Genomic DNA, 12825 nt, shown 5'->3' on the forward strand with positions numbered 1-12825 from the left:
ACTACTGTTTGTTTTAAGTAAAGATTTGAATTATTTTTTTTTCACAAATTTTATATTTTTCCCATTACTTCTTGCGGTTTGATATCACTTACTATTTTTTTTAAGGGAAATAGCTATTGGTTTTAATAAAAAAAACACCTCGTTAAAGGTGTTTTGATTGTTATTCATTTTTGTATATCTTATCGTAAAGATCTTTGTATTTTTCTCTTACTATTTTACGTTTAAGTTTTAAAGTTGGTGTTAGTTCGCCGCCATCAATGCTCCAAATATTTGGTGTTAATTCAAAGCGTTTTATCATTTCCCAATTTCCAAATTTTTTGTTGATTTCGTTTACTTCCTCTTGAATTCGGGCAATTACTTTTGGGTGTGACGCAATTTCTTCGTTTAGGTCACCAATATCTACGTGGTGGCGTTTTGCCCATTCTCTAACAAAATCAAAACTTGGTTGAATGAAGGCTGCTGGCATTTTTTCGCCATCTCCAATTACCATTATTTGTTCGATAAAGAGCGATTGTTTCATCGCATTTTCAATTAATTGAGGAGCAATGTATTTTCCTCCCGAAGTTTTGAACATTTCCTTTTTTCTATCGGTGATTTTCAAGAAGCCTTGTGCATCGATTTCGCCAATGTCTCCAGTATGAAAGAAGCCGTCTTTAATTACTTCATCGGTCAATTGTTGGTCTTTGTAGTAACCCATCATTACGTTTGGTCCTTTGCAAAGGATTTCGCCATCCTCTGCAATTTTTACTTCTACTTTATTGATGACTTTTCCAACGCATCCTACCTTAAATCCGCCATTTCTCATATCGTTTACCGAAATCACAGGTGAAGTTTCGGTTAAACCGTAACCTTCCATAACGGGCATTCCTGCTGCTGCAAAAATTCTTGTCAATCTTGGTTGTAAGGCAGCACTTCCTGAAACCATTACGGTCAAATTACCGCCCAAACCTTCTTGCCATTTGCTAAAAATAAGTTTTCTCGCGATTTTGAGTTGGGTTTCATACCAAAATCCGTTTGCGCCATAAGGTTCGTATTTTAGTCCTAAATCAATTGCCCAAAAGAATAATTTCTTTTTAATTCCGGTTAATTCTGTTCCTTTGGCATAAATTTTATCGTATACTTTTTCTAATAATCTTGGCACTACAGAGAATACAGTAGGTTTAACTTCTTTAATGTTATCAGAAAGTTTATCGATCGATTCAGCGAAATAAATTGCTACCGAGTAGTATTGATAAATGTATAAGATAACTCGTTCAAAAATATGACAAATAGGTAAGAAGCTTAGTGCGCGACTTGTTCCTTCTTCAAATGGAATTCGAGGCGAACTGTCTAAAACATTAGAAACAATATTATTGTGCGAAAGCATTACACCTTTAGGTTTTCCTGTGGTTCCAGAAGTGTAAATTATGGTCGCCATATCTGCAGGTGAGACATTGTTTTTTCTATCTTCAACTACATCTTGATTGGATTGATCTTCACCTAAAGCCAAAACTTCCGTCCAATTTTTGCAATTATTGATGTCATCAAAAGAGTAAATTTCTTTTAAAAGCGGAAGGTTTTTTTGAATGGTTTTCAATTTTTCTAAAACCACAAAATCCGAAACAAAGCAATAAGTAGCTTCCGAATGGTTTAAAATATATTCATAATCTTCTGCTGATATTGTTGGATAAATTGGCACGGTTTGCGCACCTGTTTGCAGTACGCCGATATCCATAATATTCCATTCTGTTCGATTTGCAGAAGAAATAATGGCCACTTTATCGTTTTTTTCAATACCCATTCGCAGTAAAGCACGAGAAATTGCATTAGCCTTATCAACATACTCTTGGGTAGAGGTTTTTACCCAAACGCCATTGTATTTTGTAACAAGGCAATCAGGAACATTATTTTTTTCTAATTGATAGTATGGAAAATCAAAAAGACGCGTAATTGGTATCATTGGAGTTAAATTTGATGCAAATTAATTAATAAATTACACATTAACAATTTATTTTTAAATATCCTTTTCCAATTTAGTAATTTTGCCAAAATTCTACTTTTCTCTTCATGAATAGATTTCCTAGATTAAACGAATATAAAGTGCTGTTTTACAGAATAGGTTTGGCTTATTTGTTTTATACCATTGCACGAGTTTTATTCTTTTTTTACAATAAAAATTTAATAAAAATTGATTCCTTTTTTGATTTTATAAAATTGAGTTATCACGCTTTAGCCTTTGATACTACCACTATTATTTATGCCAATTCGCTTTTTATACTATTATCGATTTTGCCTTTGGTTATCAATACTAGAACGACTTTTCAAAAGGTGCTATTCTACCTTTATTTTACTATCAATTTGATTTTTTATGCGGCTAATTTTATAGATTTTATTTACTATAAATATACCTTCAATAGAAGTACACGAGCGTCTTTAGATACTTTACAAAACGAAAGTAATAAAGCTTCCTTGTTGTTCAATTTTGTTATTAATTATTGGCACGTTTTTGTTCTGTTTTTTGGTTTAGCCTATTTATGGGTTTATTTGTACAAAAAAGTAGCATTTAAACCACAAGAAACTACTTTTTCAGTAAAATATTTTTTAGCCTCAGTTGTCAGTTTTCTGCTTATCGCTACTTTGTGTATTGGCGGTATTAGAGGTGATTTCAAAAAAAGTACGCGACCAATTAATTTGCTTGACGCTAGCAGGTTTGTTACCGATGCTTCTCAAGCCGATTTTGTTTTAAATACGCCGTTTGCCATCATTAGAACGTGGAATACCAATACGTTTAAGAAAGTAAATTTGGTAGACCAAGCCACTATTGATTCCTTAATCGTACCAGTAAAACAGTATAAAAACAATCCGAAAACCAAGCCTAATGTGGTAATATTGATTTTAGAAAGTTATGCCAAAGAATACATTAGCGCATTCAATAAAGAGATGAATATCCCGAATTACAAAGGGTATTCTCCGTTTGTAGATTCATTGGCACAACACAGTATGATTTATACTAATGGTTATGCAAATGGTTATAAATCTATTCACGGAATGTCATCTGTAATTGCAGGAATACCTTCTTTTAAAGATGCTTTTACATCGTCACCTTATCCGAAGCAGAAAATAGAATCTTTAGTATCTGTTTTGAAAGGAGAAGGTTATGATACTTCGTTTTTTCACGGCGCACCAAACGGTTCGATGGGATTTTTAGGATTTGGAAATATTTTAGGATATGACCATTATTATGGTAAGAACGAATATAACAACGATGCCGATTTTGATGGCGTTTGGGGCATTTGGGACGAACCTTTTATGCAGTACTTTAACAAAACCATTTCCAAGAAGCAACAACCTTTTATGGCTACTTTATTTTCGGTTTCTTCACACGAACCTTATATCGTTCCAGATAAATATAAAGGGAAATTTCCGAAAGGCGATAATCCCATTCACCAATGTATTGGCTATACTGATTATGCTTTAAAGCAATTTTTTAATGCCGCTAAAAAAGAAAAATGGTATGAAAACACTATTTTTGTTTTGGTTGCCGACCACGATAATTTGATTTATTATGAAGACTACTTAAAAGATCAAAATTTTCATACGGTTCCTATCTTGTTCTTTTCACCAAATAAAAAATATGTGGGCGTAAATAATGATTGGGCGCAACAAATTGACATTTATCCGACATTGCTAGATATGATGGGTTACGACAAGCCTTTTAGAAGTTGGGGTAGAAGTTTGATAAGCGAGAAAAAGGTGCCACCTTTCGTGATGCGTTATTCTTCTGATCATTATCAAATGATGAGTGGTAATTATATTTGTACCTTTGATGGCGAAAAAGCGGTTGGTTTTTACAATAAAAACGATAAAGATTTAAAATACAACTTGATTAAGAAGCGCAATGCTGAGATGAATTTATTAGAAGCGCGATGCAAAGCTTTCTTGCAAGATTACATGCAGCGCATTATAGATAAAAAATTAGATAAATAAGATGAGTACTAAAAAAAAGATAGTTATTGCCTTGGTTTTTGTGGTTTTGATTGCCAGCGGAAAGTATGTTTACGACCGACATATCAACCATAATTTTATGGAAATTACTGAAGGTAAAGTCTATAAAAGTGGCGTTATTCCTCCAGATGAAATTGCTGATTATGTAAAAAAATACAAAATCAAATCTATTGTAGACTTGCGCTTTCCCGGTACAGGAGATGATGTGAACAATCCTGAAGTTCCGGAAGAATTGCGAGCAGAAAAAGTAGCCGTTGAAAAAATTCCAGGTGTAAATTATTTTAATAACGGATCGGATCAAGTTCCGAAACAAGAGAATTTAGATTCTTTTTTCAAAATAATGGACAATCAAGACAATTATCCTGTTTTAATTCATTGCTACCACGGAATTGGTCGTGCGCAAATGTATTCTGCCATTTACAGAATCGAGTATGAAGGTTTCACTAACGAAGAGGCAAGGAGTAAAGCTGCTTTTCCAGTACTCTTTAGTTCTTTTGATGATGGAAAACCCAAAGGAGAGTTTCTAAAAGCCTACAAGAGCCGAAAACAAAAGGCTGACGAAAATAAATAAAGTAAAAAGCGATTCGAAAGAGTCGCTTTTTTTTGTTTATAAATTTATATTTTGTTTAATCTTGTAAACATCGTTTCTTTTCCTTTTATTTAAACTACCTTTAGATAAATTATTGATTAAGTGATTTTTATGTAAAAATATTGTTTTACAAAATTATGTAGTGTGATTTTTACAATTCAACACTTTTAAAATGTAACGTTTTTAATTACAAATAACGTCAACTTTGCTTAGGATAATAATTTTATAAAAGAACAACAAAATAATTATTCAGAAGAAAATGATGAAAAAAATCAATGAGACTTTAGAACTAGAAAAAGGCAAAACTCATATTGTAGTAGAAATTATTGAGTACATGCCTAATGCTATTGTAAGTAAAACTATTATCAAGAAAACCACAGGTAACGTAACCGTCTCTTCCTTTGATGCAGGTGAGGAATTGGATGAAAAAATTTCTCCCTTTGACTCTTACATCCAAATTATTGATGGCGTTGCCGAATTAACGCTTAACGATAAAAAAATTAAATTAAAATTAGGCGATGGAATAATAATTCCGGCGCATTCTAAGCATCATTTTAATGCTAATGTGCAGTTTAAAATGATTTCGACAGTAATAAAAAGTGGTTATGAAGATTAAATAAATTTTTAGCAAAACTTAATTTGTTGGTAAAAAAATCAAAAAGTTATGATTCTATATATTAAATATATGGTTAGTCTTCGATGTAAAATGATGGTTAAAGAAGAATTGAAGAAATTAGGTTTGCATTATGTTATTGTAGATTTGGGAATGGTAGAAATATTAGAAGATACAACACCAGAACAATTCGAGCAGTTGAAACAGAATTTAGCTAAATCGGGATTAGAATTATTAGATGATAAAAAAGCGATTTTGATTGAACGAATTAAGAATGTGATTATAGAATTGGTTCACTACACCGATGAACTTCCTAAAGTAAATTATTCCGATTATATCAGTGAAAAATTAAATCACGATTATACTTATTTATCTAATATTTTTTCGGAGGTTAAAGGAATCACCATTCAACAATATATTATCAATCACAAGATTGAACGTGCCAAAGAGTTGCTTTTGTATGATGAAATGAATTTAACTGAAATTGCTTATATCTTAAATTATAGCAGTGTAGCGCATTTATCCAATCAGTTTAAAAAAATAACAGGACTTTCACCTTCTTTTTTCAAAAATTTAAAAAAACGAAAACAATCCAAATTAAGAGAAAACTTAGAAAACATTTAACCTACAAAATTCGCACACAACTAAACATCCGTAACTGGGTGTTTTTTTTGTTTTATTTTTTAAATCATTGTAAACAAGTGATTTGTGTAATTTTAATTAAGGATTGTGTAAGCTATTTTGTACAGAAGTGTTGCACCTTTGGTATATCAAAATGGAACTATCAAATTAAAATTATTATGGAAGCAAAAAGCAACAAAAGTACAGAAGCCCTAAAAATTTCGGGTGATTGGAGTCAACAAGCAGATGATTTAAAAGACAAATTTCCGCAACTTACTGATGCCGATTTAAAGTTCGAACGTGGTAAAGAAGAAGATTTGATAAAACGATTAGAATTACGCCTTCATAAAAAACGTGAAGAGGTCATTAATATCATCAAAAAAGTACAACCTACAACAGTATAAACTGACTTGATTATGTGGGCAACGTAGAGTTTACGAGATACTACGAATACATGTAAGAGTCATTAATAAGCGCAGTTTTAAAATGCTGCGCTTTTTTTATCCTTAAACAAGAAGGTTATGATAAAAGTATATAAACACGGAATTGTATTAGAAAAGACCGATTTATCATTTGAAAATGATAGTGTGTTAAATCCGGCAGTGATGCAAGAAGGAACCACTTTGCACATGTTGTATCGTGCCGTTAGAAATGGAAATTATTCTACCGTTGGTTATTGCAAATTAGACGGACCATTAACAGTGGTGGAGCGAAACGATACACCTTTGCTAATTCCGCTTACTGATGATGCTTCTAAAGGTGTTGAAGATCCAAGAATTGTAAAAATTGATGGCGTTTACTACATAACCTACACGGCTTATAACGGAATAAATGCGCTTGGCGCTTTGGTGACTTCAACCGATTTGAAAACATTTGAACGACAAGGAATTATTGTTCCGAAGTATACTTTTGACCAGTTTAAACGTTTGGCCGAATGTAATAACTTGGTGAATGTTAAATATTTCAGACACGTTCGGCATTTTGAACCCAACGAGCAAATTTATTTATGGGATAAAGATGTCATGTTCTTTCCGAGAAAAATCGATGGCAAGCTTGCTTTTTTGCATAGAATTCGTCCCGGAATTCAGTTGGTGATGGTTACCGATTTAAAAGAGTTAACCAAAGAATATTGGGATCATTATTTTTTACATTTTAACGAACATATTATTCTTGATCCTGTTGGTGTAAACCACGAGTCAGGTTATATCGGTGCTGGTGCGCCACCTATAGAAACGGAGTTGGGTTGGTTGCTAATTTACCACGGAGTTTATGATACTTCCGATGGCTATATTTATTCGGCAGCTGCCGCTTTGTTAGATATCGATAACCCTACTAAAGTTATTGCCCGATTGATTGACCCTTTATTTGTCCCAGAGTTTGATTATGAAATTAATGGTGTTGTAAATAATGTAGTTTTTCCTACAGGAACTGCATTATTTGATGACGAATTATACATTTATTATGGTGCGGCTGATAAATGCATTGCTTGTGCATCGGTAAGTTTGAAAGCATTACTAGAAGAATTATTATTAAATAAAATTGATTATGAGAGCTAATATTTTTCCTATTTCCAAAAATAGTTTGATAGTTTATAACGAGGCATTAAATAATGTTAGAGGTATCAATTTTTTCAAAATGCCAAAAACAGGCACTTCTAACTTGGTAGCCGTTGACAAAAGCAGTTTGCCTGAAATTTTATTTATAACCACTTATCCACCAAGAGAATGTGGTATTGCAACTTATTCTCAAGATTTAAGAAATGCTATTCAAGAAAAATTCGGACATAGTTTTTCGTTAAAAGTGTGTGCCATCAATGTAGCTTCATCAAATTTTAATTATCCCGACGAGGTAAAATATACCTTAGTTTCTAGTGACAAAGAGGCATTTTCAGCATTAGCAGCTAAAATCAATGCCGATAAAAACATTGCGATGATTTTCTTGCAACACGAGTTTGGATTGTTTAGCGGAGAACACGGAGACTTTTTGTTAAAATTATTAAAACATTTAAAACGACCCATAACCACAACGTTTCACACCGTTTTGCCCAATCCTAATCCGAAACTTAAAAAAGTTGTTCGGAAGATTGTAGATTGTTCCGATGCAGTTATCGTGATGACCACAGCTTCATCTTTGATATTAAGAACCGATTATGGAATAGCTGTACAAAAGATTGCTGTTATTCCGCACGGAACGCATTTAGTTTCCTCAGGAACTGTGGCAAATACTTCTTCTAAAATTCATTTGGCTGATAGAATCGTACTTTCCACATTTGGATTATTGAGTGAAGGAAAAAGTATTGAAACCGCTATCGAAGCTTTACCCAAAATAATAGAAAGCTTTCCGAATGTTATCTATTTGATTATCGGAAAAACACATCCAGAAGTTTTTAAGCGTGAAGGCGAAAAATATAGAGAATCACTTTATGAAAAGGTCATTTCATTGGGTTTACAAAATAATGTTCGTTTTATAAACCGTTATTTATCCTTACCAGAGTTGATGGATTATTTGCAAAGAACAAAAATTTATTTGTTCACTTCCAAAGATCCTAATCAAGCCGTTAGCGGAACTTTAGCTTATGCTTTAGCTTGCGGTTGTCCGGTGATTTCTACACCAATTCCACACGCCAAAGAATTGCTTGATGGCGCTGGAATGAGTTTTGATTTTCAAAATTCAGAGCAGTTATCAGAAGCTACAGTAAAATTGCTTTTTGATCCTGAATTACTAAAACAAATGCGTCTTAATGCTTTACACAAAATAAGTCCGACTTCTTGGCAAAATGCAGCTATTGCTCACATTGAATTGGCAAAAACTAGTTTGGCAAAAAGAAAAGTTATCTTAAAATATGAGTTACCTAAAATTTCGTTAGATCATATAAAAAAGATGACTACTACTGACGGTATCATTCAGTTTTCACAAATTGATGAACCCGATTTAGCCTCAGGATATACTTTAGATGATAATGCTCGTGCGTTAATTGCAGTATCAAAACATTACGCACTTACCAATGACGTTCAAGATTTAGAACTCATTACCATTTATCTTGATTTCATTATTTTTTGTCAACAAGAAGATGGAAGTTTTTTAAACTACGTTGATAGTAAAGGTAATTTCTTTCTTAAAAATAGAGATGAAAATCTTGAAGATTCTAACGGTAGAGCCATTTGGGCATTGGGTGAATTTAGTTCTTATCAACCGCTGTTTAATGAAAAATTGATTGAAGCTGCAAAAATTGCTCTAGAGAAAGCCTTGCGGAATGTCTCCAGTTTTCATTCTCCAAGAGCTATTGCCTTTGCTATAAAAGGGCTTTATTTTTATAATGTTGAAAAAGAAAATCCGATTATTAAAGTTATTATCACGCAATTGGCTGATAATTTGGTTTCTAAATTTAGAGGCGTTTCTGACCAGCAATGGCGATGGTTTGAAAATTATTTGACTTATGCTAACAGTCTTTTACCCGAAGCGATGCTCTATGCTTCAATAAGTTCAGGTAATATTTTATATAGAAAAATAGCCAAAACCACATTTGATTTTCTATTGTCAATAATTTTTAGAGACAATCAAATTAAGGTCATATCTAATCAAGGTTGGCACCATCGCGATAAGAAGGTGAACAATTTTGGAGAGCAACCCATTGATGTTACCTATACGATTATTGCTTTGAATACATTCTATAAAGCGTTCGATGATGCGACTTATTTAGAAAAAATGGAAACCGCGTTCAATTGGTTTTTAGGAAAAAATCATTTGCATCAAATAGTTTATAATCCGACGACTGGCGGTTGTTATGACGGATTGGAAGAACATCATGTTAATCTTAATCAAGGTGCCGAATCTACCGTTAGTTATTTAATGGCTCGATTGATTTTTGAAGAAATCGAAAATGCAAAAATCGAAGTCCAACTTTATGATGAAGTCTATCAAAATGGTTAATAACTGCCTTCAAATATGGTATTTATATAACTAATAACCAGTTTTTTGTAAGTGTTTTTTCTGCTTTAAGAGGTAATTTTATAGAACAATAATAAGTAGAATTCAAAATGAAAACAAACACCGATATACAAAATAGAGTTCAAAAGGCACTTCAATGGGAACCTTTATTGAGCGGCGAAGAAATAGGCGTACAGGTTGACGATGGCATTGTTACACTAACCGGTTATACCGATAGTTTTGCTAAAAAGTTTAAGGCCGAGAAAACAGCAAAGAACGTCTTAGGAGTGAAAGCTGTGGTTGAAAAAATGGAAGTTCAATTTGGAGTCAAAAATGCGGTTTCCGATTTGCGGATTGCACACGAAATTGTCAATGCGTTTCAATGGAATTGGGAACTTCCAAACGATGCTATTGGCGTAGTGGTCGAAAATGGTTGGGTGACACTCGAAGGTACTTTAGAATGGAATTATCAACGAGAAACTGCTATGGCTATTGTCGGTAATTTATTGGGAGTTCGCGGTATAACCAATAATATCGGTATTAAAACGGAATTAAAAGATGCTATAGAAAAGAAAGCTATTGAGCAAGCAATTTCCGCTAATTGGGAAATTAATAACAACGAAATCACCATTACTGTTTTAGATAAAAAGGTCACAATCTCTGGAAGAGTTGGTACATTATATCAAAAGCATCAAACAGAAAAAATTGTTTGGCGCACGCCAGGTGTTTGGTTTGTAGAAAATAATCTTGAAGTAGGATTTGAAAATTAAAGAAAAAATGGATACAACAAAAAAAGTTTTAATGGCATTAGATTACAATCCGACTGCAACAAAAATTGCTGAGATTGGATTTTCATTTGCTAAAGCGATGCACGCCGAGGTTACTTTACTACACGTTGTTGAAAATGAAGTGTATTATACTTCCTTTTTAACGTCACCAATTACGGGTATTGGAGATTTTGATAGCGCAACGTTTTATCAATACATGAATGCTGAAGGTTTAAGTGATGCGGCCAATTATTATTTAGAGAAAATTAAAAAACATCTTGGTGATTCTAAAATCAAAATCTTGATAGAAAATGGTGAGTTTGCCGATGTCATTCTAAAAACAGCCAAACACTTAAAAGTCGATTTGATTGTGATGGGTTCGCACAGCCAAAAGTGGTTGGAACAAATTCTTATAGGCAGCACAACTGAAAACGTGTTGAATCAAACTTCCATTCCGTTGCTTATTATTCCTAGTAAGAAAAAGCATCAGTAATGTGGTATATGTGTAATAGGAAGTAGTGCTTGTGTAACACCTTTCGTTGCTTAGCCAAGTAACTTTGTACTCTACTAATTCAAGTGCAACTTGATAAAAAAAATAACGATTATGAATAATTTACTTTATCTAATAGCAGTGGTTTTAATCCTCTCTTGGATCTTCGGTTTTTTTGTTTACAACACAGGAGGTTTGATTCATATTCTTTTAGTTTTAGCCATTTTAGCTATTCTATTACGAATCATTAATGGCAGAAAAATATAATACTTCAATAAATAATACGCATATAATTTAAATAACAAAAAATGAAAAAAGCAATCCTAATGATCGTACTAGTTGCCTTTGCAACAACAAGTTTACAAGCACAAACAACAACTGACAACCGTGGTAAATTCACGTTTGGTCTAAAAGCGGGAAGTAATTTCTCTAATGTTTACGATTCGGAAGGAGAAGATTTTGTAGCCGACGGAAAATTCGGATTGGCTGCCGGTGCCTTTGTAGTAATTCCGCTAGGTAAAGTATTTGGAATTCAGCCTGAAGTTTTATATTCTCAAAAAGGTTTTAAATCAACTGGTACGTTTTTAGGTCAACGCTACGAAATGACTAGAACAACCGATTATATTGATGTGCCCATTTTACTATCTATTAAACCCGTTGAATATGTTTCGATATTGTTTGGACCACAATTCTCTTATCTGTTAAAACAAACTGATGATTTTACTGGAGGTACTTTAACGGCAACACAACAAGACGAATTCGATAACAGCAATTTGCGTAAAAATATTTTAGCACTTACTGGTGGAGCCGATTTTAATATCAATCATTTTGTAATTGGTGTAAGAGCAGGTTGGGATGTAAAAGATAATGATGGCGACGGAAATGCTACAACGCCACGTTACAAAAATATGTGGTATCAGGGAACACTAGGTTATAAGTTTTAATCAATAACATTTAAAATAATTTAAAAATGGACAATTCAAATAATACAGGAAAAATAGTTGGTTCTTTGGTAGTTGGCGCTTTAGTTGGTGCAACACTAGGTGTTTTATTTGCACCTCATAAAGGAACAAGAACCCGAAGTATGATTTCTGATGGAGCAGAAGATATGGCCAAAGATCTTAAGAAAAAGATGAGCCGTGAAGCTAAAGATTTTAAAAAGATGGTATCAAAAGATGCTAAGATGCTAAAGAATAAAGCTGCCGAATTAGAAGAATTAGTAGAAGGAAAATTTGAAAGTGTTTCTTCAAGTTTGAAAGATAAGGCTACTGCTTTGTTGAACATGAATGCTGATCACGTAGCGAAATAATATTTTTTGCGATGACCTTTAGAGTTTGGTTAGGATAAAGGTCATTGCTTAATTTTAAAACTAAACAAATGAAAAATTATATCTATAAATTAATGGTTTTTACGAGTATTGCAGCGTTACTTTTTGTAGGATGCAATAACTCTCCAAAAGACAAAGAAGTTGACTTAGAAAACGCCAAAGAGGATGTTACCGATGCTGAAGCTGCTTTGCAACAATCTAAATTAGATTCGGTTGCTGATTATAACTCTTTTAAAGAAAGCATTGCGTTGAAGCTGGATGAAAATCAACGTCAAATTGATGAGATGAAAGTGACAATCAATGCCTCTAAAGATTCTAATAAAGCTATGTATGAAAAAGAATTAGCTAAGTTGGAAGAGAAAAATGCGACGCTTAAAGCAAAAATTCAAAATTATGAACAAGGTCCAGCGGAAGAATGGGAATTGTTTAAACAAGAATTCAACAACGATATGGATGATTTAGGAAAATCGATTTCGACTATGGCGCAACGTAATATGAAAAAATAAG

At 33.0% G+C, this 12825-nt stretch carries 14 protein-coding genes; 13 read left to right on the forward strand and 1 reads right to left on the reverse strand.

The window, feature by feature from the left end:
* Positions 1-160 precede the first annotated feature (160 nt).
* The gene (locus tag Q0050_RS06645) at positions 161-1939 is read right to left on the reverse strand and encodes a long-chain fatty acid--CoA ligase (protein WP_298393531.1); all 1779 of its coding nucleotides are present in this window, start codon (positions 1937-1939) and stop codon (positions 161-163) included.
* A 107-nt stretch (positions 1940-2046) separates the two neighbouring features.
* Between Q0050_RS06645 and Q0050_RS06650 the strand changes: the two genes are divergently transcribed.
* From Q0050_RS06650 to Q0050_RS06710, 13 genes are all read left to right on the forward strand, one after another.
* Positions 2047-3966 carry an LTA synthase family protein gene (locus Q0050_RS06650; RefSeq protein ID WP_298393533.1) on the forward strand — a complete coding sequence of 640 codons (1920 nt, stop codon included), beginning with the start codon at positions 2047-2049 and terminating at the stop codon, positions 3964-3966.
* A 1-nt stretch (position 3967) separates the two neighbouring features.
* The gene (locus Q0050_RS06655; protein WP_298393535.1) at positions 3968-4555 is read left to right on the forward strand and encodes a dual specificity protein phosphatase family protein; all 588 of its coding nucleotides are present in this window, start codon (positions 3968-3970) and stop codon (positions 4553-4555) included.
* Positions 4556-4832: 277 nt separating this feature from the next.
* On the forward strand, positions 4833-5189 hold the full coding sequence (locus Q0050_RS06660; RefSeq protein WP_298393537.1) for a cupin domain-containing protein: 357 nt from the start codon (positions 4833-4835) through the stop codon (positions 5187-5189).
* 48 nt (positions 5190-5237) lie between these two features.
* Positions 5238-5810: an AraC family transcriptional regulator gene (locus Q0050_RS06665; RefSeq protein ID WP_298393539.1), complete on the forward strand. Its 573-nt coding sequence runs from the start codon at positions 5238-5240 to the stop codon at positions 5808-5810.
* Positions 5811-5986: 176 nt separating this feature from the next.
* Entirely contained in the window at positions 5987-6211 is a 225-nt protein-coding gene (locus Q0050_RS06670; protein ID WP_298393541.1) for a hypothetical protein, read from the forward strand.
* 117 nt (positions 6212-6328) lie between these two features.
* Positions 6329-7363 (forward strand): pesticidal protein Cry7Aa, encoded by a 1035-nt coding sequence (locus Q0050_RS06675; protein ID WP_298393542.1) that lies wholly within the window; start codon positions 6329-6331, stop codon positions 7361-7363.
* The gene (locus tag Q0050_RS06680) at positions 7353-9737 is read left to right on the forward strand and encodes a glycosyltransferase (RefSeq protein ID WP_298393544.1); all 2385 of its coding nucleotides are present in this window, start codon (positions 7353-7355) and stop codon (positions 9735-9737) included. Before Q0050_RS06675 ends, Q0050_RS06680 begins: the two co-directional genes overlap by 11 nt.
* Positions 9738-9844: 107 nt before the next feature.
* Positions 9845-10504, forward strand: coding sequence for a BON domain-containing protein (locus Q0050_RS06685; RefSeq protein ID WP_298393546.1), 660 nt, complete (start codon positions 9845-9847; stop codon positions 10502-10504).
* A 7-nt stretch (positions 10505-10511) separates the two neighbouring features.
* On the forward strand, positions 10512-10994 hold the full coding sequence (locus Q0050_RS06690) for a universal stress protein (RefSeq protein WP_298393548.1): 483 nt from the start codon (positions 10512-10514) through the stop codon (positions 10992-10994).
* Positions 10995-11105: 111 nt separating this feature from the next.
* Complete coding sequence (locus tag Q0050_RS06695) at positions 11106-11258, forward strand: lmo0937 family membrane protein (protein WP_298393550.1); 153 nt, start codon at positions 11106-11108, stop codon at positions 11256-11258.
* Between the two features lie 41 nt (positions 11259-11299).
* Positions 11300-11935, forward strand: coding sequence for a porin family protein (locus Q0050_RS06700; RefSeq protein ID WP_298393552.1), 636 nt, complete (start codon positions 11300-11302; stop codon positions 11933-11935).
* Positions 11936-11961: 26 nt separating this feature from the next.
* Positions 11962-12300, forward strand: coding sequence for a YtxH domain-containing protein (locus Q0050_RS06705; protein ID WP_298393554.1), 339 nt, complete (start codon positions 11962-11964; stop codon positions 12298-12300).
* A gap of 68 nt (positions 12301-12368) precedes the next feature.
* Positions 12369-12824 (forward strand): hypothetical protein, encoded by a 456-nt coding sequence (locus tag Q0050_RS06710; protein ID WP_298393556.1) that lies wholly within the window; start codon positions 12369-12371, stop codon positions 12822-12824.
* Position 12825: the final 1 nt, after the last annotated feature.

The organism is Flavobacterium sp., assembly GCF_027483985.1.
In the GTDB taxonomy this organism is placed as follows: domain Bacteria; phylum Bacteroidota; class Bacteroidia; order Flavobacteriales; family Flavobacteriaceae; genus Flavobacterium.